Below are 24,620 nucleotides of genomic sequence, written 5' to 3'. Positions count from 1 at the left end.
ATGACGCAAATTATAAAAGTACGTTTGTTTAAAAAAGTATAAAATGTACTTGTTTTTTACCTCAGTTCTTTGTTGTAGCCAGTTTTTATTCATTTCATTCTTTTAGCAATAGGATGGTCAGGATTCAATTCAAGTAAGTCCCATAAGTTTCCATACAAATCCTTAAACACAGCTACTGTTCCATAATCCGCATTTTTGGGTTCTCTAACAAATTCAATTCCTTTCGATGTCATTTCATTATAGTCACGCCAAAAATCATCAGAATTCAAAAATAAAAAGACTCTTCCTCCAGTTTGATTTCCGATGAATTCTTCTTGTTCAGGTTTTGAAGCTCTTGCAAGTAGAATTGTTGTTCCATTCGAGTTAGGAGGTGCAACAACAACCCATCTTTTATCTTGTTCAGGTTGATAAATGTCTTCAACTAATTCAAAATTCAGTTTTTTAGTATAAAATTTGATTGCTTCATCATAATCTTTTACAACTAATGCAATATGTACTATAGATTGTTTCATTCTGCGATTTTCTCAAATTGGCTACAACGGTTAGTATATGAAAAGTAGCAGATTTTATACACGAACTTTTCGGTTTACTATTTGCTCTCAATTTACAAAATCATCTTTGGTTTAAGCACTCAAACTGCTATTTTTTATATACCGTGTTATGCTCTTTTTCTTTCCTTACTGTTATTATCAGCTTGTTCTTTTTTTGGTCAATTTTCACAGTATCTCCCTTTTTAAATCCAAGTTCTTCCAACCATTGTCCTTCAAGTCGAATTTCAGGTACAGAATAATTGTTACCCCACCTGCGATAACGAAACTTACTATATATTTTTAAAATCCTGAAATTGCTCAATTGTCAACTATTTATATGACAAACATAATGATTTAAATTGATTTGTCAAATTTTTGTATGACAAAATTGTCGTATAATTAATTGACATTTGTTCTGTGAATAAAGAACAACTTAAAAAGAAAGTCGGTCAGCGTATTGTTGAGTTAAGAAGTCAAAAGGGTTGGAGTCAGTCTGATTTGGCTCGTGCTTGCAATAAAGATAGGCAAGCTCTTGAAAAGTTGGAAAATGGAAAAGTCAATCCAACAATCTATTCACTTTTAGAAATTGCTAAAGCTTTGGAAGTTCCATTGAAGAAGTTGGTTGATTTCAACTAATATTTATCAATCGGTATTGAGCCTCTATCTGTAAATTTTACTTCAGGTTCAAGATATAAATCAAGATGAAAACAGATTCGTCTAATTGCTTCTTTAAAAATGATGGTATCTCCGCTGTAAGCTTCTTGATATATCAATAATTCTCTTTTCAAAACGGATCCTTTTCTCGCTGATTTATGTTCATCAAACTTTACACAAAAAGACCACGCTTCACATTGCTTTTTAATTGGTTTAGAAATTTCTAAGCAAGAATCATGGTCTTCACTTTTTATGGTAACCGATAATGTCTGTCTAAACTTTTTATTGTGTATTGGTTGATTATCCATTTGTTTTTTCCGGTGTAATTTTAATTGAGCATAACTCGTTATAAAAGAACTAAAACTACTTTTATCCGGAGTATTACAGGTGATAAACGGAATTCTATAGCTATTTTATTCTTTTTTGTTAAGCTTAGCCAAGATAAAACAAAATAAAAAACCGCACAAAAATGTACGGTTGAAAGTAGTTTGTTTTTTAGCCCGTATAAGATAAGTTATGAGGATACCACAATTGTAATTATATATAGTTGAGTGTGGTTTTAAATTTTATTAGAATTCAGTTTTTTTTTTGTTTTTCGAGTCAATCAGTTCAATTAAATTATTCAACGATGCTTTAATTTTGTCCGAATCCGATTTTTTTAACATCAATTCTGCTTTATTTTTCATTCCGCTGTAATTTGCATTTGGATAACGTTCAATCAAGGCTGGAAAGTATTTGTCAATTCCATCTGCAAGTTTATTTTTTCCACTTTCTGTAAATGCCTTTTCGTTATTTATCTCGTCTAAATAAATTAGATAGTTGTTTATTAGTGTTTTAATGTTTGAGTTAATATTGTTCTTAACTCTTGATGAATTTGGGTCGTCTGCATTTTCCTTAATTTGGTCATTTCCTAATTTGAAATATTTTAGTTGAAGTTCTAAACCAAAGTGCCAAACAGCAAGCATCTCTTTATCATATAAATATTGGTCTTTTCTGTCAAGTGCATCGTAGATGTTATTCATATCTTTCCATTCGTTGAAGAACTTTTCTGCAACGTTATTTCTATGTTTTAATCCTAATTCATTGTCATCAAGTACAATATTGAAATTCTGTTGGTCAGTTAGTTTTTCTACGATTATTCTTGTTTGTGGGTCGTCAAAAGTTGGCAGTTTTTCATCTGCTTCATATCCATAGTTAAGTTCTAAAACTGCATCATCGTAGTCATTTAAGTCCCAGTAGCGTTTGTCAAGTGGAAATTTGTGTTTTTCAGTATTGCAATTAGTAAATGTTATGCTGATTATAGCAAAAAGGATAATTCTAATCATTAAATTCTATTTTGGGTTCTTTATATTCAGTGAGCAAATTTAATAAACTGTCAACTTCTTTTTCATACCTTTTTTGTTCGCTCAAAACATAACTATGAAAAGTGTCATAATCATATTGTCTTTGGAAATTTCTTTCGTCTTGTTCAGCTTGTCGAATTATTTCCTCGATTTTTTTTCCATTAAACTTATTTAGTTTAGATATTTTTTCTTTCGCTTTTCTTGTGAACAATTCGGTTATTTTAATATGGTATTTTTCATGTGCTAGAAGCTCTTTACTATTCGTATTCTTTTTGTAAACAAATGAGCGTGAAGGGTGAAAAAATGACTGGATAGTTACGGTTTTATCATCAATTTCGCTTTCTATTGAAGTAACAACGTATGCAAATCTTTCATTGCCGTAAAGTGATTTTTTGAAAAACTCAAGACCTCTGAAGTTTTCAAAGGAAATCTGTTCGTATTTGTCAAAAGTCAATGGTTTTTCATAATTCAGATAGTTCGTGTGGCTTAAAAGTCCAAATCCGATTATTACAGGAATGATTATCATAACACTATACTTCAAGAATTTTTTAAACTTCTTTAGCGGAATTGTATTTCCCCCTTTATTTTCCTTTATAGCAAGATATAATTGATAGAAAACAGGTGAGAAATAAACTAGAAAGATTAAAGTAATTATTAAATATTCATTCATTACATGATTTGGTTGGTTTTAATTGCCTAGAATTGTTTTATATGGCCGTTAATTACAGATTTGATTTTCATTAAAATTACTGGTTTACATAGGCTTTAGTAATTCCAAGTGGATTCAGTTTACCCTGAGCGAAGTCGAAAGGTAGTCGAAACCATCGTAATAGCGGTTATATGTTATTGTATATAGTATTTTTATTCTTTGCATATTATTCCGTTTTGCGAAATTTTTTGCCCTTCGTTTGTCGTCATTGTTGCTTTGTAATACAAACAGTTATTTTCAATTTTTGTTTTAGTTACAACAATTCCCTTATTTTCATTTACCCACTTTTTATTCTCGCTCAATTCCATTTTTGAAGAATCATAAGTCAATCGATAAGTACAATCGTCAATCCACTCAATTACTTCATGCTCAGGAACACCATTTCCGATTCCATTTTTCCATTCGGTTTGAGTGTTTTTTTCTCTAACTACAATCCATTTCTTGATAGATAAATCTCGTTTATCAGTCATTTCTATTATACTGTCACTTACTTCAATTGTATATTTACTTATTTCTTGAGTTTGTGGAATATAAAATTTTCCAATTTTAAAATCCTCACAAGTCAATTCTTGCGCATTGGTTTTTATTACGGTAATAAGAAATATTGTAATTAAGATTGTATGTTTTTTCATTCGATATTTTGTTTGTCAACAGCTCCGGCTATGAGTAGTTTCGTGGATTAGCACGAAACTTTGCAAGTAACACACCAAACTGAAAATCCGCAAGGATTTTCAGGATAGGCTTGTAATAGCAATTGTTTATAGCCATTGTTAGGCACGTATTTTATTCGATTAATTTTTGAGGATAAACTTTTCTAATTTCAAGCATTTCTTCTTTAGTCAGACTATCCAATTCTTTGCTATATATTTTCTTTGCAAGTTGAGATCTTAATTTTTTGATTTCACCTACGATTGCGTTTTGAACATCAATGTAAGTTTTATACATAGTTTCCCTTTCTGCCTTTAAGCTTATAATTGATTCCGATTTATTCTTTTCTTCGTATTCTTTTATTACAATTTTCAGTTCGTCAATATCTACTTTCTTTTTATTTGCAAAAATTTGATTGTTTCCATCGATGTATATGTTTATAGCTTTACTTAAATCGTATTCGGTATCGTTTTCTTGAGTTTCTGGAAGTTTCCTAATTAATCCATCATCGTTGACATAAGAAATGGTGTCGAATAAGAAAAACACACTCATTTTATAATAGTCAAGTTCAAAGTCCTCAGAATTCAATACAGTTAAAATTCCTTTTGCTACTGTCGAAGGTGAAAAATTATCAGACTTTTTAAGTGAATCAAATACTTTTTGCAATTCATTACTTTTAATGAACTTACTTTCTTTCAATTCCGATTGGCATTTAATAAAGGATTCCAATTGAGGCATTCCGATATCAATTATTTTGTCCAAAAATGATTTGGATGGATTATAGTTAAAATCGTTTTCCTCAATTATCTTTTCAAAGATTGCAACATAGCTTTTACCACTACTATCTTTTAATATTTTTTCATTTATAAGTAGTTGCTCAAATCCAGTTAGTGCTTTTTTGAATTTTGTTCCATTATCCTCGTAATTTTGATAAATACAATTCATTAATTTGTCTTCAACTCTCAATGTTTGAGAATTGCAGGAAATTGTAAAAATTCCAAAAGTCAAATATGTGAATATCAGTTTTTTCATATGTTACCTAACGTTCCGGGTATGTTGTCGTTACTGACGTTAGGAAGCTATGCAATATACCCTTTGTTATGTGCTGGGCTTTTTTAATTCGGACTAAATCGGTTAAATGATTGCCAATATTTGTCTTTATAAATGTCAAAGTCCAGTTCGATTTTAGTTATATATTCTTTTTTTATTTTGTGTAATACTTTTGATGGCTTTCTGAATTCGATACAGGCGAAATATACTTCTCGAATAGAATCTGCAGTTTGTCTTCCAATGTTTAAATAACCGTCAGAATCTTTTAATTCGTCCATTATTTTATCCTCAATTTCGTTGAGAAGTTGATAAGCGGAATCGGAAGGCATTCCGTTGTTATTTTTTCCATCATATTTTATTTCCATTACTGCAATCCAAGGATGAGAAGCTTTACTGTCCCAATTCAATAAATCTGTGTTGATTACGGCAACTAATGGAAGTCCGTTTTTTAAATTCGCTTCGAGTCCAGAATAGTTATCGTTTTCTGTGTTGTGTCTAAAGCCTTTATATTTTTCAACAAACTCTTTTTCTCGCCAAGTCAAAAACTCTTTTAGTTTTTCTAATGGGATTAAGTCCGAAGTGGCATCTTTCGGATTAATTATATTCACGTTGTCAATCGTGGTAACTGAATTCAATTCACCAAGAGAATTATCTAAAGCAAGATAAACGCCATTTGTCATTACAGCTCTGTTTTCTTCGCTGAAATCTTTGTGAGTAATCGTAATGTCAATCTCGTCTGGCATTTGTTTATGGTCAGTTGAATAAAAGTCCATTTTAGTTTCGTCAAATTTATATCCGTCCATTTCAATTCCGTATTGATTTAGGTCAGACGGTTGTTTGAGTGCAGTAATTTTCCAATTATTCATTTTCGGTGCTGACTGAACCAATTCCTCAACAAATACAATATTTTTGATTATTCCATCGGCTGTCAATATTAACTCCGCTTTGTTGTCATCATACATTCCTGCAAGAAACCAAAATCCATCTTTCAATTCATTGAGTTTTGGTGCGAGTTTGTCAAAAAACACTTTGTTGATATTGCCTTGTTCCTTAAGAACTTTATGAAATTTCTTTTCGTTCTGCTCAAACCAATTCCAAAAGTCAGAGTATGAGTTTATAGGTTTCTCTTTTACACTAAATATTGATTTTAAAAAACTCATATTCTTATTGGTTCGGATTTTTTTCTTGCTTGCACATAACTTGTTTATATAGATGTAAAGTACATCGTTATACAGCCAAAAAGGAGTTATAAGAGTACTTTACTGTTCTTTTATAATTATTGCTAAGCTTACTTGTTTTGGAAAAACGGAAGTCTATAGCAATTTTATTCTTTTTTTGTTAAGCGTTAGCCAAGATAAAACAAAATAAAAAACCGTACAAAAATGTACGGTTAAAATGATGTTTTCAATATCGATAAGTAACCTTACCGTACAAAATTACGTTGACGTTTCGCCTCAAAAGTTAAGATGGCTGCGGCAACCGATACATTCATAGAATCTATTTCTCCTTGCATAGGGATGTTGATATTCTGAGTAGCTTCGTCTCGCCAAACTTGCGTTAACCCTGTAGCTTCCGTACCTACTACCAAAGCAGTAGCCTTTGTATAGTCGTTTTTATGGTATTCGTTTGAATTTTGTAGGGTAGCACTGTAAATTTGAATGTTGTGCTCCTGTAAGTATGCTATAATGTCTTCAGAAGTACCTGTAGCTATCTGATTGGTAAATACACAACCCACACTAGAACGTATGATATTAGGATTGAATAAATCCGTTTTAGGGTTGGCAATAAAAACAGCATCTACCTTAGCAGCATCGGCGGTACGTAACATAGCACCAATATTCCCTGGTTTTTCAATACCTTCCATAACCAATACGAGTGGGGTAGTGGTGTTGAATTCAATAGCGTCTAAATCGAAGTTTTTAGCTTTTACTACAGCAATAATACCCTCGGTAGTATCACGATAGGCAAGCTTTTGGTATACTTCTTTTGTTATTTCTATACAATTAGCAGCCTTATTTAGAATTTTGTTTACACTTTCTTCGGTAAACATATCAGCAACAAACAGCAGGGTGTCTATTTTATAACCTCCTTTAACAACTAACGAAATTTCGCGTTGTCCTTCTACTAAAAACAATCCTTTCTTCTTGCGTTCTCTAGATTTCTCTTGAAGTTTTAAAAGCTCTTTTATATAGGCGTTTTGTGTACTGCTAATCTGTTTCATTTGCTATGATATCTAAATACAAAAGTACTATTCTGTTTTATAATAAAAGACCATCTTACTAAAAGAATAATTACTAGTTATAGCTGTTGTTTCACACCAGATGCTACCGTTTGAACCTTCAATAAAACCAAAATTTGGGGTGTACTAGCTTGTATTAAGTTTCGTACAGCAGCGCATGCTTATGGGCACCGCCAAAGGGTTTAATACTCCGAGGCTTGCCTCGAAAATCAAGAACTTTTTTCTATAAATGCTTCGTGAGTTTGTTCCGAAGTAGTGTATTATTCGTGCATAAAAAAACATCATTCTTTTTACGGAATGATGTTTTTAAGTTCTACTGATGAGATGTTGCTATCTCCTTCGTTAAGGATGGTGTTTATTGGTTTTTATACTTATTAGCATAACGCTTCCATAATTTTGTTTGATGCGATTCTAGGCTGATTTTTCTTCCTTGTATAAAAGCGTCTGTTAAAATATTGGTACGCATATCTAAAGCATCGCCTTCAGAAATAAATAGGGTAGCATCTTTACCAACTTCTAAGGTTCCTACATTGTTGTCAACACCTAAAATTTTAGCATTGTTTTGAGTAATTAATTGCAAGGCTTTTTCTTTACCTAACCCGTAAGCAGCATACGTTCCTGCATAAAAAGGCAAGTTACGTGTACTCATACGTTCCATATCTCCTTCCATACCTAAACCTACTAAAATACCTGCATCGGTTAATATCTTAGCTGCTCTAAAAGGTCTGTCATAATCCGCATCTTCACCATTAGGCAAACGGTGTGCACGTTCTAAAATAACAGGTACATTGTTTGCTTTTAATAAGTCAGCAACTTTTTCAGCCTCTTGTCCGCGAACAATCACGATGTTTTTAACGCCTAATTCTTTACAAATATTTACAGCATCAGTAATTCCTTTTTCACCTGATACGTGTACAAACATTCTTTGTGTACTGTTTAAAATGCCTTGTAAAGCTTCGTATGGTAAGTTTTTAGGTGTTTTGTTACCTGCTAGGTAGCTTTTTGCATTGGCGAAAAATTCTGTAAGCTTATCAATGCTTTTTTGATAGTTCTGATTAGGCTTTAAGCCTGGATCTTCCCCCATCCACCAACGACCTCTCGAGAATACCTGAGGCCAGTTCATGTGAACACCATCATCGGTTTTAATAGTAGCATCTTCCCAGTTCCAAGCATCTAATTGTACTACCGAAGAGGTACCAGAAATAACACCACCACGTGGGGTAATTTGTGCCATTAATACGCCGTTAGGACGCATGGTTTCTACTACTTTACTTTCTGCATTATAGGCAATAATACTACGAATGTGTGGTAACATTGAACCTACCTCATCAAAGTCTCTTGTTGCACGTACAGCATCAATTTCAGCTAAACCTAAAGAGGTGTTTGCTGCAATAAAACCTGGGTATACGTGTTTTCCTTTGGCATTGATAACAGTTCCCATACGAGCAATTCTGCTATTAGCATTTCCTACATGGGCTATTTTACCGTCAGAAAACATGATTAAGGAGTTTTCAATTACTTCTCCGTTTCCTAAATGCGCTGTAGCACCTTCAATACTATAAGCTTCAGTTTGCTTGGGTGCTGGTGTTTGTTGCGCTATTATGTTTCCTATACATAAGAAGCATATTATGTTGTATATATATTTAATTTTCACGTTTTATATTTTTGTTACTATTAGTTTATACTTAGTAGTTAATCTTACTAAATTTCTCTGTGAGGATTACTCTGTGTCACAGTGAAATAATTTCTGAGTTTTCTTTTTAGGAGCTTGTGTTTTACCTCCTTTAATCTTCTCTTGTAACATCATATTGATTAGCTTAGCACGTTCTGCTTTAATAGTTTTACGCTTTTCTAAGTCTTTTTCAATATCAAAATAAACAGCTCCGTCAATAATTGTTTTTTCTGCTTTAGAATATACTGAAAGTGGATTTCCGCTCCATACTACAACATCTGCATCTTTACCTTCTTTAATACTACCTGTACGGTCGTTTAAGTGTAATAGTTTTGCAGGATTGATAGTTACAGTAGCCCAAGCTTCTTGTTCGCTTAACCCCCCGTATTTAATTAATTTAGCAGCTTCTTGGTTCAGTCTACGAGACATTTCTGCATCATCAGAATTAATAGCAACAGTAACTCCTTGGTTGTGCATAATAGCTGCGTTGTATGGTATAGCGTCGTTAACCTCGTATTTATATGCCCACCAGTCAGCAAAAGTAGAACCACCAACTCCGTGTTCTTTCATTTTATCGGCTAGTTTGTATCCTTCTAAAATGTGGGTAAAGGTATTGATGTTAAAGTTGAATTGTTCTGCAACCTTCATCAACATATTAATTTCTGATTGTACGTAAGAGTGACAAGAAATAAAACGTTCTTTATTAATAATTTCAGCTAAGGTTTCTAACTCAATATCCTTACGATATGGTTGTCCGCTTTTCTTTTTAGCATCGTATTCTTTCGCTCTTTGGAAGTAGTCAATATATACTTGCTCAACTCCCATACGTGTTTGAGGGAAACGAATGGTATTTAAATCTCCCCAGTTAGATTGTTTTACGTTTTCACCTAAAGCGAACTTGATAAATTTAGGAGTGTTGTTGTATAACATTCCGTCAGCATTCTCTCCCCATTTTAGTTTGATAATTGCCGAACGTCCACCGATAGGGTTTGCCGAACCGTGTAATACTTGAATAGAAGTAACCCCACCCGCAATGTTTCTGTAAATATTTACATCGTTAGGGTTGATAACGTCTTCAATAGTAACCTCAGCTGTTGAGTTATGTCCTGATTCGTTTACTGCTGAAGTAGCAATATGTGAATGCTCATCAATAATACCTGCGGTTACATACTTACCAGTTCCGTCAATAATTGTAGCTCCTCTTGAAGATAGGTTAGTGCCTATTTTGGCTATTTTTCCATCTTTAATTAATACATCGGTATTGTTTAGTACTTCGTTGTTTTCAGAAGTCCAAACCGTAGCATTTTTAATTAAAAAAGTCTCTTTTTGTGGAGCTGTAGGGTTTCCTAATCCGATGTTAGGGTATGAAACAGCTACTACTTCAGGAGTGGTCTCTTTTTTCTTGTCGTCTTTCTTTTTAGTATCAGCTTTTCCAGTATAAGTAGCATTCCATGTACTTTCGTTTCCGTTATTGTCGGTAGCTGTACCTGTAATTTGTTGTTTGTTTTGAACAAATGCTGTTAAGCGAGTATAGTTGTCACCATCTTTAAGAGTTATATGCAACCAGTCGTTGCTAAAAGACGATTTACTGTTTACCTTCTTATCTCCACTTTTTAAAGCAGCTGTTTGTTTAGCACCTTTACCAGTAATGGTCATATCGTACGATTTCCCGTTAACTGTTAATGTGTACTTACCTGTAATGTCTTTAATATCCATTGAGTTAATGGTGTTTTTATCACCCTGTACCCAGTTTTCATATAAAGTAGTTTGTTTGTCAAAAATATCACCAGAAGTAATTAAGAAATTGGCATAACTACCCGCTTTCAAATTCCCTATTTTATCATTCTTTAAAATTTGGGCAGGTACTGTGGTTAACGCTTCTAAAGCTGTAGTTTTATCTAATCCGTAAGTAATTGCTTTTTGAAGATTGCTATTAAACTCTTTTACTTTTTTTAATTTATAGGTAGTTAACGCAAAAGGAACCTTGTTTTTTGCTAAAATTGATGGGTTTGCCGGTTCTTGATTCCAAGAGCGCATATCGCTTAACGCAATTTTATTTGCTAAAAAAGGGTTTGATACATCGTATGCCTTTCTAAAATTAATAGGAAGAATGTAAGTAGCATTGGTTGCTTTAATATCATTAATTCTTTCATATTCATTTCCTCCACCTACAATGGTGTATTGAATTCCAAATTCGTCACCAATTTTATCCGCACGTACATTGTCTAAATATCCACCAGCATTAAATATTTGAGGTAACTCTTTTTTATTGTTTAGAGCTTCTAAAGCCAAATCGGTATTTTTTGCATTTCCTTTAGCATACCAATCAGCGTCTAAATATGTTTGACGTAATAGTGCCATGGCTCCCATACGTGAAGTAGGGTAGCTTTGACGTGTTTTAGCGCTTTTAGAAAACGATAAGTAATTTCCTGATTCTTTGTTTAATATTCTGTAAGCATCAGAACTATGAGGGTTTAAAGCAACTAAAACGCCGTTTCCTTGCATAATACCGTCTTCTAGGTGTGTATTAACAGCACCAAAACCTAAAGACAATAATTCTTTGGCTTTTTTAGCATCAAAGTTAAACTCAGCAGCAGCGTCTACATCAGGACGAATATGGTCGTTCCAATAATATCCTTTTCTGCCAGCATCGTATTGTGGTCTTTTACCACGACCACTTTCACGTTTAGGAGTTGCAATACCAAAGGTTGAATAAGCATCAACAAACGAGGGATATATAGATTTTCCGTCTAGGTTAATTACTTGTGCTTCGTTAGGGATGGTAACCGATTTACCTACAGCAACAACTTTACCGTCTTTAATAAGTAGTGTTCCTTTTTTTACTACTTGGGTTGGGGTAACATAAACAGTAGCATTGGTAAATGCATATACCTTGTTTTTGGATGACTTTACTCCTGTGTTAGTAGGAAAGTACTCTTGTGCAAAAGAGCTACTAATACACAGGGGTAAGAGTAAGAATAGTATTTTTTTCATTTAAAATTGAGTTGATTAGCTTATAAAAATATAGAGTTAAAAAGGAAAACAATTCCTTTTAACAAAACATTAAGAATTAATCACATTGTGATAGCCAAGAATTTAATCCACCAAGGCTTACCTAATAAACTTAAAATGGGTTTTCTTATAGTTCTTTGTTTATTTGCCCTACGATAGTTTAGTTAAGAACTAGTTTTCCAATCTTTTCATGACCAGATAACCAGGCTGTATTACTGTCAATAAACTGAATAGCATAGTAGCTTTCCTTGCTTATTTGTTTCCAAGTATGCCCACCATCGTTAGAAAAGGAGATTCCAGTTTTTCCAACAGTAAAAACTTCTTTTCCGTTTGTGTTAGGTACGTACTGTACGCAGCTTTTATAATTAGGATTCATATTATTAGCTACGAGTGTCCATGTTTTACCACCATCGGTAGTAATTGCTTTATTAGCGTTATTGTCTTCCGGTTTTGAGTAGTTTCCTCCAATAGCAATTCCATGGTTTTTATCATAAAAATCAATAGAGTAAATTCCCTGTGGTCCGTCACCCTGTACAATGGGAGTATCAAAAATCTCCCAAGTGTTCCCAAAGTCGGTAGATTTTAAAATACGCGCTTTGGTTCCTCCAGAACCTATCCATACGGTATTGTTTACAATTGCAATATTGGTGTTACTAGCTGCAAAGAAGGCTTCTCCTTCTTCAAAAATAGGGAGTTGAGAGCAAGGTAGTTTTGTCCACGTATTTCCACCGTCTGAGGTAAGAATAATCGAGGGACAATCGTCTGTAGGATCTCCAACGGCAATACCGTGTTTCCCGTCGGCAAAGAATTGCATACAGTCGTAAAAAACCTTTTCGTGCTCTTCAGTATATACTAATTCATACTTGCTTTTACTTCCTTTATATAATAGTGCAGGATTTGCTACCGATAAGGCAAATATGTTTTCACCATTCTTCGCAATGCTTCTAAAGTGCGGTATAATAGTATCGTTATACTGTAAGCTTTGTGTTTGCCACGTTCTACCACCATCTTTTGTGGTTGTAATATCACCTTTAGAGCCTGCATAAATCAATTCATTGTTACTAATTGATAGTATGGCTCTAATGCTTGTGCTATCTTGTTTAAACTCGGTAATTTTAATAGTATCAAAAGTTCTTGGAGCTTTCTTTTCTTGTTTACAAGCTAGTATTGTTAAAGAGAGAAAAAAAAGGAGAGATAATTGTTTCATGTGTTTGTTTTAGGCGTTTTTAAATGGAATACGCAACGCTAGGAATTTAAAATAATAAGCAAACATATAGAGAAAGTTTACTTTACCTATGTTGGTTTTATATTTTTGATATTTTTACAGAACTAAAAATAGGAAAACCAAACTTAAATCAATGAAAAAAGCCTTAGTAATTTCAGGAGGAGGAAGTAAAGGAGCCTTTGCAGGCGGTGTTGCAGAGTACCTAATGAGGTATAAAAGTAAAGATTACGATATGCTTTTAGGAACATCAACAGGGAGTTTAATGGTTTCGCATTTGGCTTTAGGGATGGTTGATGAATTAAAAGAGTTATATACTTCTGTAGATCAAAAGGCTATTTTTAGTAATAGCCCCTTTAAAATAAAATCGGTACATGGAGAAAAAGTGGTTTCCATTCGGCATAGAAATACTTTTTGGAACTTTTTAAACGGTCGTAAAACATTTGGAGAGAGTAAAAATTTACGAAAACTCATAAGCAATAGCATAACCAAGGAAATGTACGATGAAATTAGAAAGTTGAACAAAGAGGTCGTGGTAACAGTATCTAATTTAACAGCAAATCAAATAGAGTATAAGTCTATCTTAGAATGTGAATATGAAGATTTTTGTGATTGGATTTGGGGTTCGTGCAATTATGTGCCTTTTATGAGTTTGTTGGAAAAAGATCACTGTCAGTATGCAGATGGTGGTTTTGGAAGCTTAATCCCTATACGTGAAGCCATAGCAAGAGGTGCTACGGAGGTAGATGCCATTATTTTAGCAACGGAAGTAACTCAAATGAACAGACTGCCTGCTAAGAATCCTTTTTCACTGATGATGGATACCTTTGATTTTATGTTAGAAAACGTAGAGCGACATAATATTACGATAGGAAAGCTTTCTGCCAAACAACACAATGTAAAGCTGAACTTATACTATACGCCAACGGTATTAACAACGAATTCCTTGGTTTTTGATAAAGAAAAAATGAAAAAATGGTGGAAGTCGGGCTATAAGTATGCAAAAAAACTGGATGATGATAGAATGACAGAGTTTAGACCAGAGATGGTAGATAATCAAGAAATAGAGGAAGGAATCGAAAATAGTGAAGTATGAAGTTTGGAAAAGTAGCACAACCAGAGTTGATAGATTTTACATTACCAGAAACACACCCTAAAACAATAGAGCTGTTAAGCACCTTTGAAAAGAGTGGTACGCCTAAGGTGTATGTGGGTTGTGCAAAATGGAATAAAGCAGATTTAAAAGGATTTTATCCGAGAGGAACTAAAGATGAATTGGAGTATTATTCGAAACAGTTTAACTCGATAGAGCTCAATGCTACTTTTTACCGGCAGTTTCCAGCAGCACAGTTTGAAAAGTGGAAAACTAAAACTCCTAAAAACTTTAAGTTTTTCCCAAAACTAGGGCAGGAGATAAGCCACTGGAAGCGTTTACAAGGCGTACAAGATGTGGTGAATGTTTATTTAGACAATGCTTCACATTTACAGGAAAAGTTAGGCACTATCTTTTTACAGTTACACGCTAATTTTGGAAATAAAAACTTTGACAGATTACAAAACTTTGTAGTGAGCTGGCCTAAAGGTATACCATTAGCTATTGAGGTTCGTCACCCAGATTGGTTTGAAGACACAACAGTGTTTGATGAGTTTACACAGTTGCTTGAAGAACATAACATAGCCAATGTGTTAGTAGATACAGCAGGTAGAAGAGATATGATGCATATGCGCTTAACGAATAACGAAGCTTTTGTTCGTTATGTTGGAGCAAATCACCCGTCTGATTATTCACGTTTGGATGATTGGGTGGTTCGTTTAAAAGAATGGAACGATTTAGGCTTAGAAAATATTCACTTTTTTATTCACCAAAATTTAGAAGTAGAATCACCATTGTTGGCAGGGTATTTTATAAAAAAGCTAAACAAGGAGTTAGGAGTTGACTTAAAGATTCCTAATGAAGAGAATAATCAACAAATGAGTTTGTTGTAATAAAAAAGCTAACCAATATTAATAATAACTATGACAAATGAAAATATACAAGAATTTATAGACAGGTTGAATAATGGTCAGTTTAAAGATACTATTTTATTAAGACAAATTAGTGAGTATGTTTTTGTGTCAAAAGTAAGGCAAAAGAAAAATGATTTAAGAAATGAACCTAAATTTTCATTAACTTATTATGACTTTTTTTTTATTAAAAATGATAAAGGGGAATTTGTAGGTGCTGTAGTAGATATGTATTCAGATTTACATTGGTACATTACACCAAAAAATAGAAAAAAAGGATATCTAGTTAATGCTTTAAGAAGTGCTATTTTACCTTACATATTTTATGATGATAATAAAGATTTAGAAGCTCAAAGAATTACTATCACTAAATCAGAAATAGGAGAATTAGACTATCATAATTCTAAAAAAGTAGCATTAAAATTAGGTTTTAAGGCAACCAATAAAGAAGAGGCTGAATTTTTACTTACCAGAGATAGTTTTGATTGGTCTGAAGAAAATATCAATGAGATAAATACATGTTTGAATGAAGAAAAACTTAATGAGTTTAGAAAAAGAATATCATATATTTATCAAGATTTAGAATCTATGACACATGAGTTACAAATGGCATATGGAGATATTTATGAGATTGAAAGTTTGAAAGAACTCTCAAATAAATTATGTTGTTCGAAAGCGACGATTGAAGATATTATTTGGGAAAACAATAAAGTTTATAACAAAAGAAGACCTTAGTTGTTCAGAAAAAATAAAATCCAGCTGAATAAGCTGGATTTTTTTTTATATCATGTAGTTCTCTATTTCAACTCCACGTACATATTGTTATAATCAGGACGCATCATGTTTGAATTCCATGATGGAGAGAATTGAACTCCTTTTTTCATGGTAGGTAGGCCTTTTGCTCCCGTAGTAATGTATTGAATGGTTCTTTGTAATAAAGGTTCGTTAGGATCTCCTAAAACACCTAAATTACCTGGGTCTTCTTCTATAATAACTTCAGGAATAAACCCTTCTGGAGCATTTTCACCATCTTTATTTTGAATTTCTAATACGATAGGTTGCATTGCCCAAGTATGACTTTTTAAGTTATCGCCATTACGAGTATAGTCGTCAGAATCGTATAAGGTAATAGAACCCACATGCTTTCCGTAAGTTTGAACACCAACAAGTTTTACATCAATATAAGGCTTTAGAGCATTAATCACCAGCTCTGAAGCAGAAGCAGAATCATCAGAAACGATAAAGTAAATAGTATTTAGGTTTAAACTATTAATTGCTTCATTCAATACTACATTTCCTTGTTGGTCTTTATTTAAAATTTGATTCGTAAAGTTATTGATGAATAAATCTGGGTTTGTTACCTCCATTACTTTATGATTCCATACTTGTTTCGCAAATAATTCACCAGTAAACTGTCCGGTTATCATACTTCCTAAATAAGTAGCTGTTTGCACAGAACCTCCTCCGTTATAACGTAAGTCGATGATTAAGTCGGTAAGACCTGCGGATTGAAACTTGGCAAATTCAGCATTTAACTCTCCATCAAAGTTTCTAGAAAATTGACTGTACATTAAATATCCAATGGTATGGCTACCACTAGTAATTATATTGGTAGTTTTTATCGGGTTTTCTGTTACTTGAGATTTCGTTACCGTAATCGTTGTTCCGTTACTAACAGGATTCCCTCCGTTGTAATCGGCTAAATGGACGGTAAAAGTGTTGTTACCTAATAAGTCATTTACATTCGCTCTAGTTACAGTTGTTCCATTAATTTCAGTAATAATCATTCCACGAGTAACTCCTTGAGCATCGGCATCAGAACCATTTACAACATCGTATACGTATATGTAGTAGCCTCCAGAACCATCAGCATAGTCAGCTCCTTCTAATTTCATTCCACTTGTAAGACGTATTCCTGCAAAAGCTTCTTCTAATGCAATATAATCATCCACAATCCATGAATAGGTTCTGTTAGGGTCTTTAGGGTATTCGTTAGGCATGTATAATAAACTGTAAAATAAATTAGCAGGATCGTCATATCCTGATAAATAGCTATACAGTTCATTATCGTTATTAAAACGTCTGTCTGCTAAATCAGGAACCAAGTCTTGCCATAAGTAGTAGGCGTTTAAACCTTTCCAAACAAAGTTCTGAACTTCAATATTTTGGGGAGCATCATCTTTATCACTGCATGAAACAAGTACTATTGAAAATAAGACGATTAGGAATGTTTTTAGTAATTTCATATGAATGTATTAATTGTAACAACAACGCAATTTACTGAATAATATTATTTTTTTTTATTATGGATGTAACAAACTTGAAACTGTGTCGTCGTAGATATGTAAACCTGTTAAATAAGACGCAATTTTATAAGCAGGCTTACAAAACTAATTAACCAAACCATGAACCAATCGGACTTTTTAAAAGTTGTATTACCATTTAAAGACAAAGTCTTTCGTTTAGCGAAAAGATTATTGGTTTCTACCGAAGAAGCTGAGGACGCTACACAAGAGTTGTACTTTAAATTGTGGAGAAATAGAGAGAAGCTCTCTAATTATAAAAATGTAGAGGCATTTGCAATGACCATGACCAAGAATTATTGTTATGACAGATTAAAGTCCAAACAAGCGAGTAATTTAACATTGGTTCATAGTAATTATAAAGAGAAAGATACTCCTTTAGAAAAGAGAGTAGAGCACAACGACAGTGTAAACCGAGTACATCAGCTAATAGAAAAGTTACCAGAGCAGCAAAAAATAATCATACAATTAAGAGATATTGAACAATATGATTTTGATGAAATATGTAAAATGGTCGATATGAAACCGACAGCTGTAAGAGTAGCATTATCAAGAGCAAGAAAAGCAATAAGAGAAGAATTAATAAAACAACACAACTATGGAGTTAGCTAACATAGAAAAGTTATTAGATAAATACCTAGAGGCAGAAACAACACTGCAAGAAGAGCAAACGTTACAAGAGTATTTTACTTCAAACAACGTGGCACCGCATTTGCAAGAATATAGTATGCTATTTGGTTATTTTAAACAAAGTAAAGACGAAACCTTTACGAAAACCATTCAGTTAAAACCTGAGAAAACTAAGAAGAACTGGAAATGGTTATCAGTAGCAGCGTCAGTAGTCTTACTATTTAGTGTATTCATGGGCAATGAAGAGTACAAAAAGTATCAACAACGTAAACAGTTTGCACAAATTAAAGAAGCGTTGCAACTAGTTTCGGTCAATTTAAACAAAGGAAACGATGCATTATATGCAGTTTCAAACAACCTAAAAAAAGGGAATGATGCTATTGAACAATTAGGAGCCTACGAAGAAACAGTAAACAAAGTAATAAACACCGTAAATTAATTAAGAAAGTAAAACCAAGTACTTATAAACCAAGAAAATCATGAAAAAAGTAATATTATTATTCGCATTCGTATTTATAGCTAATGTTAGTTTCGGGCAATCAATGTTCGATAAATTAGAAGACCTAGATGAGGTATCATCAGTGGTAGTAAATAAAGATGCTTTTGAGATTTTATCTAAATTCAAAGTAGAGTCAGAAGATAACGAAGCAATGGAGGTTTTTAAAATGATTCAAGACTTACAAGAATTAAAAGTGTTTTCAACAGAAAGTGCAAAAGTGTCTGCTGAAATGGAAAGCATGGTAAAGTCTGCCATTAAAAAAAGTAATTTAATAGAGTTAATGCGTGTAAAAGACAAAGATTCTCGTGTTAAAATCTATGTGAAGTCTACAAAAAACAAAGACTTTGTAAGCGAAGTATTAATGTTTGTAAAAGACAAAAATTCTAATGGTAACTCACCAGAATCTGTCATCGTTTCGTTAACTGGTAATATCGACATCAACAAAATGTCAAAATTAGCAGAGACGTTTTCTAAAGACGGAAAGAAGAACAAATAAAAACATATAAGGCAGCGTTAACAAATTAACGCTGCTTTTAATCAAAAACTAAAAAACAATGAAAAAACTATTTATATACTCAATGTTACTAGTAGCTTTCGTAGCCGTTTCTTGTAAAACAGAATCGTTACAAAGCTATTTGGTAGAAAGTCAAGATAAGGAAGGCTTTATTACGTTTGATGTACCTGCTAGTGTATTACAGTTAAGTATGGATAAGGCATCTGAAGAAGATAAGCAAGCATATGAAAGTATTAAAAAAATAAACATAACAGGAGTTCCTTATAAGAACTTAGACGAAACTAGTTATGAGGCAGAGAAAGAGAAGTTGAAAGCTATCTTTAAAAAGTCTAGCTATAAACAGTTAATGAAGTTTAAAAAAGATGGAGCCAATGCAGCAATTTACTACACAGGAGATGCTGATGCTATTGACGAAATCGTAGCTTTTGGTTATGGTAAAGAACTAGGAGTGGGAGTTGCTCGTGTTCTAGGAGAAAATATGAATGTAGGAAAGATTATGGAAATGATGCAAAAAGCTAAGATGGATGCAGGAAATTTAGATTTAAAGCAATTCAAAATGATTTTTGACGAAAAGCACCGTTCATCAGAAGAAACAGAATAAAAATTAGTGTAGAGAATATAGAGAAGCCATCAGATTATCTGGTGGCTTTTTCTTTTTAACGGCTCATTAACAAGCCTCCCAATAGAATTTCATATTTTTGAACTCTAAACAAAAACATATGAAATTTAACAAACTCCTTGTTTTTATCGCTGTTTTCTTTACAGCAACCCTGTTTTCTCAATCAACTAAAGTATATAGAGCAGAAAGAGATAAAGTTCATAATTTAGTTCATACGAAGTTAAAAGTAGATTTTAACTTTCAAGAAAAAGAAATGAATGGGGAAGAATGGGTAACCTTAACACCACATTTTTATGAAACAGATAAGGTTACGTTAGATGCTAAAGCAATGGTTATTCATAAGGTAACAATGAATAATCAACCACTAGAGTATAATTACGACGATTATGAGTTAATCATCAACTTACCTCGTACCTATAAGCGAAACGAAGAGTTTACACTATATATTAAATATACGGCGCGACCAGAAAGAGTAAAGCAAAAAGGAAGTGCTGCTATTACATCTGCAAAAGGACTGTACTTTATCAATCCAACAGGATTTGATAAAAACAAACCAACCCAAATTTGGACGCAAGGGGAAACCGAAGCTAGTAGTTGTTGGTTTCCAACAATTGATGCTCCAAACCAAAAGACATCACAAGAGATTTATATGACGGTTCCACAAAAGTATGTAACACTTTCTAACGGGAAATTAGAAAAGCAAACGACCAATGCTAATGGAACTCGTACCGATTATTGGAATTTTACTCAAAAACACGCTCCGTATTTATTTTTTATGGGAGTAGGAGCGTATGAGGTTATTAAAGATAAATACAAAGATATTCCTGTAGATTATTATGTAGAGAAGGAATATGCTCCGTATGCAAAAGATATTTTTGGGAATACACCTGAAATGTTAGCGTTCTTTTCAAAAATTACAGGAATTGAATACCCGTGGAATAAATATGCACAAATTGTAGGGCGTGATTATGTAAGTGGTGCAATGGAGAATACCACAGCAGTAATTCACGGAGAAAGAGCGTATCAAACTCCGGGACAATTAATTGATGAAAACGTACAAGAAAACACCATTGCACATGAAGCATTTCATCATTGGTTTGGTGATTTAGTAACTACCGAAAGTTGGAGTAACTTAACAGTAAACGAGAGTTTTGCTAATTACAGTGAGTATTTATGGTTGGAACATAAATATGGGAAAGACGAAGCAGACGCACACTTGTTTGAAGATATTGAAGGGTATAAAAGCGGACAAAATTTTGAGAAACATTTAGTGCGTTTTTATTATGAGGATAAAGAAGATATGTTTGATGCGGTTAGTTATAACAAAGGAGGTGCTATTTTACATATGTTGCGTAACTATTTAGGTGACGAAGCTTTTTACGAAGGATTGAACAGGTATTTAACAGATAATAAATACGGAACAGGAGAAGCGCATCAATTGCGTTTAGCTTTTGAAAAAGTAAGTGGTAAAGACTTAAACTGGTTTTTCAATCAGTGGTATTTTAACAGCGGACATCCAAAGTTATCTATTTCGTATGACTTTAATAAACTAAGAAAAACAGTAACCGTAAATATTATGCAGACTCAAATAAATGAATTTGCATTTCCGTTTGCGATTGATGTATTTGAAGGAAGTAAGCGTACACGCCATACTGTGTTTGTAGAAGGTAGAGATGCTTCGTTTACCTTTCCTTTTACCAAACATCCAGATTTAATTCAGGTAAATGCTGATGGTGTGCTGCTGTGTGATATATCAGAAAATAAAGTGTTGAGCGATTATATTCATCAGTTAACATATGCTGAAAATTACGTGCATAGGAGAGAAGCATTGTTAGAAGTAGCAAAACACCAAGATGATAAAAAAGCGTTTAATGCAGTAGCTGATGCTCTGAATCATGAGTTTTATAAAATTAGAATTTTAGCCTTGGAAAACATTAATTTAATCAATAAATATTCAAAAAAGAATGTGATTGATCAAATTATGAGAATCGCTCAGAACGATCCAAAAACATTGGTACAAGCAGCTGCGATTGAAACATTAGGGAAGTTAACAGATCCAGCACTAAAACCAGTGTTTGAAAAAGGCTTGCAGAGCAAATCGTATTCAGTATTAGGAAAGTCGTTGGTAGGAATGTATTATATCGATAAGCAGTTAGCCATTCAAAAATCAAAAACCTTACCATTAGCAGTAAAAAAGATCATTGCAACACCATTAACACGTATTTATTTAGAAGAAAACGACGATGAAGAGTTACATTTTATTGCTAGTAATGTAATGGCTGGAATGTTTTTAAGTCCGAATAAAAAAATCCAATCACTGTATAAAAAAGCATTCGATAAGATTGGAAAAAGTAATAATACTGAGGCAATTCAAAACCTATCAGACGACATTGTAGCGAAAGGACTTCAGTACAAACAATATAATTTTGATCAGGTAGGAGTTAACTTGTTACGTCAAATGGCTCAAATGCAAAAAACAAGTAAGCCATCAAATAAAGAGAAGCACCTTAAAATTATTCAAATAGCTATGGCAAAGCTACTTGAATAAATAGTATATTTCATAAAGTTTAAGTTAAAAAGAATACTTAGTTTTGGCACAATAATTGAATTTTCTTGCGAAACTTAAACTTTATGAGAAAAACTACGTTACTACTTATTTTATCGGTGTTAGTATTAACCTCTTGTAGCAGTGTAAAAACTACAGAGAAAGCCCTTAATACTGGTAATTATGATAAGGCAATTTCATTATCTATTGAAAAGTTAGCCAAAAACAAAACCAAAGAAAAAAATCAGCCGCATGTGTTGATGCTTCAGGAAGCTTTTAAAAAAGCAACAGAAAGAGATGTAGACAGAATTTCTTTTTTAGAGAAAGAGCAAAATCCTGAGAACTATGAGACGATTTATACCTTGTATCAACGTCTTCATAACCGACAAGAGCAAATAAAACCCTTATTACCCTTACGAGTTTTCTCTACAGGCAAAAATGCCAAGTTTAAACTTGTTAATTATTCTGATAGAATTCTTGCGGCAAAGGAAAACTATGCTGCTTACTTGTACGAAAATGGTGTAGCCTTGCTAAATGAAGGCGGTAGCAATAAGATTAACTACAGAAGAGCTTTTGACGAATTAAGACACTTAGACAACATTAGTCCTAATTACAGAGATACAAGAAACTTACTAGATGAGGCGCATGCTAAAGGAATTGATTATGTACATGTTTCTGTTAGAAATAGAACAGATCAAATAATTCCTAGAAGATTAGAAAGAGATTTATTAGCGATTGATACCTATGGATTGAATGATTTATGGACACAATACCACGTTAAAAAGGATAGAAATATTCGGTATGATTTTGATTTAGAGTTAGATTTTAGAGATATTATGATTTCTCCTGAACAAGTACACGAAAAGGAAGTTATTAAAGAACGACGCATCAAAGATGGATTTAAGTATTTACGAGACAATAACGGAAACTATGTAAAAGACAGTTTAGGAAACAAAATAAAAGTAGATAAGTTTAAAAGAATACGTTGTACGTTTTATCAGTTTACACAATTTAAGAGTAGTAAAGTAACGGGAGAGGTAAAGTATATTGATAATAGAACAAATCAGTTACTACAACGATTTCCTATACAAAGCGAATTTGTTTTTGAACATATTTATGCAGATTATGACGGAGATAGAAGAGCGTTGGATAAATCATTTATAGAATTACTCGATGAAACTTCGGTTGCGTTTCCTTCGAACGAGCAAATGGTATACGATACGGGTACCGACTTGAAACAGAAACTCAAACATATTATCACACGAAATAAGTTTAGAAATTAAAGTACTAAAGCTCCTGTAATCTACAGGAGTTTTTTTTATTATATTTGAGTTATGGAAAAGGATTTAAACATCATAACTTTTGAATATCAAAAAACGAATAAAACGAGCTTATTTTTTAAGTTGTTAAGTGTAGTTTTAATCTTAATCTTTCTTTTGAATCCCTTGCACGAATTGATAGATGTTTTTAAAAGAGAGTATACACCAGGTTGGTGTTGTATGCTTCCGTGTCCATCTCCTTTTTCAGGTTATTTTTTTATATAAGTGGATTTATTCTCACAATTTGACGATGCACCTAAAAACTTACTTCCGAAAGAAGGAACAGTAAACTACTACGGAATAGTTTTGTCTAAGAAACTAGCAGACCATTATTACGAAGCTTTATTAAATTCCATTGAATGGCGTAACGACGAAGCTATTATTTTTGGAAAACGCATGATAACCAAACGAAAAGTAGCTTGGTATGCCGAACAGCCTTTTGAATATTCCTATTCAAACATTACCAAAACAGCCTTACCGTTTACGGAAGAATTAGTAGCTTTAAAAGAATTAGTTGAAAAGGAAACTGGCGAAACCTATAACTCTTGTTTGTTGAATTTATACCACGATGGTTCAGAAGGAATGGCATGGCATAGTGATGGGGAAAAAGATTTAAAAAAAAACGGAGCGATTGCTTCGTTAAGCTTTGGAGCAGAAAGACGCTTTGGTTTTAAACACAAACAAACCAAAGAAACGGTGTATAAAGTATTAGAGCACGGTTCGTTATTGGTGATGAAAGACGAAACCCAAACCCATTGGCTACATCGTTTACCACCTACAAAAAAAGTCCACCGACCACGGGTGAACTTAACATTTAGAACGATTGTGAGGTAGTTTATAATTGATATTTAATTGGATTAAAAAGTTTCTTTAGTTTTATAAGAAAGTATAAACTCGAAGTGATTACAGTTGTATATTATTATAACCAGTTATACCTTTAATCTTTATATTGTTGATTTCAAACTTCATAATTTCATTTGTTTTGGATATTTTGAAGTTAAAGTCTATGTCGATATCAGCCATAATACTTTTATCATCTACTGTTTCGTTAGTCAAATAATTTTTTTGATATATATTAATATCACTAGTAACATTTAATATACCTGAT

The 24,620-nt window shown here is 33.0% G+C and carries 24 protein-coding genes; 11 read left to right on the top strand and 13 right to left on the bottom strand.

What is annotated here, in order from left to right; genetic code table 11:
* Positions 1–89: 89 nt before the first annotated feature.
* Positions 90–512 carry a VOC family protein gene (locus ACN0WY_RS12865; RefSeq protein ID WP_417800609.1) on the bottom strand — a complete coding sequence of 141 codons (423 nt, stop codon included), beginning with the start codon at positions 510–512 and terminating at the stop codon, positions 90–92.
* 127 nt (positions 513–639) lie between these two features.
* Complete coding sequence (locus ACN0WY_RS12860; protein ID WP_417800608.1) at positions 640–852, bottom strand: SymE family type I addiction module toxin; 213 nt, start codon at positions 850–852, stop codon at positions 640–642.
* A 95-nt stretch (positions 853–947) separates the two neighbouring features.
* Here ACN0WY_RS12860 and ACN0WY_RS12855 point away from each other — a divergent pair, with 95 nt between their 5' ends.
* Complete coding sequence (locus ACN0WY_RS12855) at positions 948–1,166, top strand: helix-turn-helix domain-containing protein (RefSeq protein ID WP_417800607.1); 219 nt, start codon at positions 948–950, stop codon at positions 1,164–1,166.
* Here ACN0WY_RS12855 and ACN0WY_RS12850 read toward each other — a convergent pair.
* The 10 genes from ACN0WY_RS12850 to ACN0WY_RS12805 all read right to left on the bottom strand — a co-directional run bounded on the left by ACN0WY_RS12850 (position 1,163) and on the right by ACN0WY_RS12805 (position 13,064).
* Positions 1,163–1,492 carry a hypothetical protein gene (locus ACN0WY_RS12850; protein ID WP_417800606.1) on the bottom strand — a complete coding sequence of 110 codons (330 nt, stop codon included), beginning with the start codon at positions 1,490–1,492 and terminating at the stop codon, positions 1,163–1,165. The two genes, ACN0WY_RS12855 and ACN0WY_RS12850, sit on opposite strands and share 4 nt — an antisense overlap.
* A gap of 261 nt (positions 1,493–1,753) precedes the next feature.
* Entirely contained in the window at positions 1,754–2,509 is a 756-nt protein-coding gene (locus tag ACN0WY_RS12845; protein ID WP_417800605.1) for a hypothetical protein, read from the bottom strand.
* Positions 2,502–3,197 carry a hypothetical protein gene (locus ACN0WY_RS12840; protein ID WP_330486613.1) on the bottom strand — a complete coding sequence of 232 codons (696 nt, stop codon included), beginning with the start codon at positions 3,195–3,197 and terminating at the stop codon, positions 2,502–2,504. The genes ACN0WY_RS12845 and ACN0WY_RS12840 overlap by 8 nt, the downstream gene beginning before the upstream one ends.
* Before the next feature lie 191 nt (positions 3,198–3,388).
* On the bottom strand, positions 3,389–3,868 hold the full coding sequence (locus ACN0WY_RS12835) for a hypothetical protein (protein ID WP_417800604.1): 480 nt from the start codon (positions 3,866–3,868) through the stop codon (positions 3,389–3,391).
* Positions 3,869–4,019: 151 nt separating this feature from the next.
* Positions 4,020–4,916: an ExbD/TolR family protein gene (locus ACN0WY_RS12830; RefSeq protein WP_417800603.1), complete on the bottom strand. Its 897-nt coding sequence runs from the start codon at positions 4,914–4,916 to the stop codon at positions 4,020–4,022.
* 83 nt (positions 4,917–4,999) lie between these two features.
* Positions 5,000–5,896 carry a DUF695 domain-containing protein gene (locus ACN0WY_RS12825; protein WP_417800602.1) on the bottom strand — a complete coding sequence of 299 codons (897 nt, stop codon included), beginning with the start codon at positions 5,894–5,896 and terminating at the stop codon, positions 5,000–5,002.
* 461 nt (positions 5,897–6,357) lie between these two features.
* Entirely contained in the window at positions 6,358–7,155 is a 798-nt protein-coding gene (locus ACN0WY_RS12820) for a TrmH family RNA methyltransferase (protein WP_417800601.1), read from the bottom strand.
* Positions 7,156–7,528: 373 nt separating this feature from the next.
* Complete coding sequence (locus tag ACN0WY_RS12815; protein ID WP_417800612.1) at positions 7,529–8,821, bottom strand: amidohydrolase family protein; 1,293 nt, start codon at positions 8,819–8,821, stop codon at positions 7,529–7,531.
* 72 nt (positions 8,822–8,893) lie between these two features.
* On the bottom strand, positions 8,894–11,839 hold the full coding sequence (locus ACN0WY_RS12810; protein WP_417800600.1) for an amidohydrolase family protein: 2,946 nt from the start codon (positions 11,837–11,839) through the stop codon (positions 8,894–8,896).
* A 178-nt stretch (positions 11,840–12,017) separates the two neighbouring features.
* A complete protein-coding gene (locus ACN0WY_RS12805; protein WP_417800599.1) occupies positions 12,018–13,064 on the bottom strand; it encodes a WD40/YVTN/BNR-like repeat-containing protein in 1,047 nt (348 codons plus the stop codon).
* 151 nt (positions 13,065–13,215) lie between these two features.
* On the opposite strand from ACN0WY_RS12805, the gene ACN0WY_RS12800 reads away from it, so the two are divergent.
* From ACN0WY_RS12800 to ACN0WY_RS12790, 3 genes are read left to right on the top strand one after another with little or no spacing between them, the layout of a single operon-like run.
* Positions 13,216–14,175 (top strand): patatin-like phospholipase family protein, encoded by a 960-nt coding sequence (locus ACN0WY_RS12800; RefSeq protein WP_330486625.1) that lies wholly within the window; start codon positions 13,216–13,218, stop codon positions 14,173–14,175.
* Positions 14,172–15,065 (top strand): DUF72 domain-containing protein, encoded by an 894-nt coding sequence (locus tag ACN0WY_RS12795; protein WP_417800598.1) that lies wholly within the window; start codon positions 14,172–14,174, stop codon positions 15,063–15,065. Before ACN0WY_RS12800 ends, ACN0WY_RS12795 begins: the two co-directional genes overlap by 4 nt.
* Positions 15,066–15,095: 30 nt before the next feature.
* Positions 15,096–15,818, top strand: a complete 723-nt coding sequence (locus ACN0WY_RS12790; RefSeq protein ID WP_417800597.1) for a hypothetical protein — start codon at positions 15,096–15,098, stop codon at positions 15,816–15,818.
* Positions 15,819–15,880: 62 nt separating this feature from the next.
* On the opposite strand, the gene ACN0WY_RS12785 is transcribed toward ACN0WY_RS12790, so the two are convergent.
* Positions 15,881–17,329 carry a S41 family peptidase gene (locus ACN0WY_RS12785; protein WP_417800596.1) on the bottom strand — a complete coding sequence of 483 codons (1,449 nt, stop codon included), beginning with the start codon at positions 17,327–17,329 and terminating at the stop codon, positions 15,881–15,883.
* Between the two features lie 159 nt (positions 17,330–17,488).
* Here ACN0WY_RS12785 and ACN0WY_RS12780 point away from each other — a divergent pair, with 159 nt between their 5' ends.
* From ACN0WY_RS12780 to ACN0WY_RS12750, 7 genes are all read left to right on the top strand, one after another.
* Positions 17,489–17,998: an RNA polymerase sigma factor gene (locus tag ACN0WY_RS12780; RefSeq protein ID WP_330486628.1), complete on the top strand. Its 510-nt coding sequence runs from the start codon at positions 17,489–17,491 to the stop codon at positions 17,996–17,998.
* A complete protein-coding gene (locus ACN0WY_RS12775; RefSeq protein ID WP_330486629.1) occupies positions 17,985–18,455 on the top strand; it encodes a hypothetical protein in 471 nt (156 codons plus the stop codon). Before ACN0WY_RS12780 ends, ACN0WY_RS12775 begins: the two co-directional genes overlap by 14 nt.
* A 40-nt stretch (positions 18,456–18,495) precedes the next feature.
* On the top strand, positions 18,496–19,011 hold the full coding sequence (locus ACN0WY_RS12770) for a DUF4252 domain-containing protein (RefSeq protein WP_047788704.1): 516 nt from the start codon (positions 18,496–18,498) through the stop codon (positions 19,009–19,011).
* Between the two features lie 58 nt (positions 19,012–19,069).
* Positions 19,070–19,630 carry a DUF4252 domain-containing protein gene (locus ACN0WY_RS12765; RefSeq protein WP_417800595.1) on the top strand — a complete coding sequence of 187 codons (561 nt, stop codon included), beginning with the start codon at positions 19,070–19,072 and terminating at the stop codon, positions 19,628–19,630.
* A 118-nt stretch (positions 19,631–19,748) separates the two neighbouring features.
* Positions 19,749–22,196, top strand: a complete 2,448-nt coding sequence (locus tag ACN0WY_RS12760) for a M1 family aminopeptidase (RefSeq protein ID WP_417800594.1) — start codon at positions 19,749–19,751, stop codon at positions 22,194–22,196.
* Positions 22,197–22,279: 83 nt separating this feature from the next.
* Positions 22,280–23,476, top strand: a complete 1,197-nt coding sequence (locus ACN0WY_RS12755) for a hypothetical protein (RefSeq protein ID WP_417800593.1) — start codon at positions 22,280–22,282, stop codon at positions 23,474–23,476.
* A gap of 261 nt (positions 23,477–23,737) precedes the next feature.
* Positions 23,738–24,346, top strand: a complete 609-nt coding sequence (locus ACN0WY_RS12750) for an alpha-ketoglutarate-dependent dioxygenase AlkB family protein (protein ID WP_417800592.1) — start codon at positions 23,738–23,740, stop codon at positions 24,344–24,346.
* Positions 24,347–24,620 lie beyond the last annotated feature (274 nt).

It is taken from the genome of Tenacibaculum sp. (assembly GCF_048269885.1).
Classification (GTDB): Bacteria; Bacteroidota; Bacteroidia; order Flavobacteriales; family Flavobacteriaceae; genus Polaribacter.
The sequence above is the reverse complement of the archived record's forward strand: the minus strand, read 5'-3'. Positions and strand labels throughout refer to the sequence as shown.

Bases quoted from the DNA above. Each gene is read 5' to 3' on its own strand.
- ACN0WY_RS12780 (WP_330486628.1), top strand. From the start codon at position 17,489: ATGAACCAATCGGACTTTTTAAAAGTTGTATTACCATTTAAAGACAAA.
- ACN0WY_RS12775 (WP_330486629.1), top strand. From the start codon at position 17,985: ATGGAGTTAGCTAACATAGAAAAGTTATTAGATAAATACCTAGAGGCA.
- ACN0WY_RS12835 (WP_417800604.1), bottom strand. From the start codon at position 3,868: ATGAAAAAACATACAATCTTAATTACAATATTTCTTATTACCGTAATA.
- ACN0WY_RS12760 (WP_417800594.1), top strand. From the start codon at position 19,749: ATGAAATTTAACAAACTCCTTGTTTTTATCGCTGTTTTCTTTACAGCA.
- ACN0WY_RS12865 (WP_417800609.1), bottom strand. From the start codon at position 512: ATGAAACAATCTATAGTACATATTGCATTAGTTGTAAAAGATTATGAT.
- ACN0WY_RS12795 (WP_417800598.1), top strand. From the start codon at position 14,172: ATGAAGTTTGGAAAAGTAGCACAACCAGAGTTGATAGATTTTACATTA.
- ACN0WY_RS12800 (WP_330486625.1), top strand. From the start codon at position 13,216: ATGAAAAAAGCCTTAGTAATTTCAGGAGGAGGAAGTAAAGGAGCCTTT.
- ACN0WY_RS12840 (WP_330486613.1), bottom strand. From the start codon at position 3,197: ATGAATGAATATTTAATAATTACTTTAATCTTTCTAGTTTATTTCTCA.
- ACN0WY_RS12845 (WP_417800605.1), bottom strand. From the start codon at position 2,509: ATGATTAGAATTATCCTTTTTGCTATAATCAGCATAACATTTACTAAT.
- ACN0WY_RS12755 (WP_417800593.1), top strand. From the start codon at position 22,280: ATGAGAAAAACTACGTTACTACTTATTTTATCGGTGTTAGTATTAACC.
- ACN0WY_RS12770 (WP_047788704.1), top strand. From the start codon at position 18,496: ATGAAAAAAGTAATATTATTATTCGCATTCGTATTTATAGCTAATGTT.
- ACN0WY_RS12790 (WP_417800597.1), top strand. From the start codon at position 15,096: ATGACAAATGAAAATATACAAGAATTTATAGACAGGTTGAATAATGGT.
- ACN0WY_RS12810 (WP_417800600.1), bottom strand. From the start codon at position 11,839: ATGAAAAAAATACTATTCTTACTCTTACCCCTGTGTATTAGTAGCTCT.
- ACN0WY_RS12785 (WP_417800596.1), bottom strand. From the start codon at position 17,329: ATGAAATTACTAAAAACATTCCTAATCGTCTTATTTTCAATAGTACTT.
- ACN0WY_RS12805 (WP_417800599.1), bottom strand. From the start codon at position 13,064: ATGAAACAATTATCTCTCCTTTTTTTTCTCTCTTTAACAATACTAGCT.
- ACN0WY_RS12820 (WP_417800601.1), bottom strand. From the start codon at position 7,155: ATGAAACAGATTAGCAGTACACAAAACGCCTATATAAAAGAGCTTTTA.
- ACN0WY_RS12825 (WP_417800602.1), bottom strand. From the start codon at position 5,896: ATGTATGATGACAACAAAGCGGAGTTAATATTGACAGCCGATGGAATA.
- ACN0WY_RS12850 (WP_417800606.1), bottom strand. From the start codon at position 1,492: ATGGATAATCAACCAATACACAATAAAAAGTTTAGACAGACATTATCG.
- ACN0WY_RS12765 (WP_417800595.1), top strand. From the start codon at position 19,070: ATGAAAAAACTATTTATATACTCAATGTTACTAGTAGCTTTCGTAGCC.
- ACN0WY_RS12830 (WP_417800603.1), bottom strand. From the start codon at position 4,916: ATGAAAAAACTGATATTCACATATTTGACTTTTGGAATTTTTACAATT.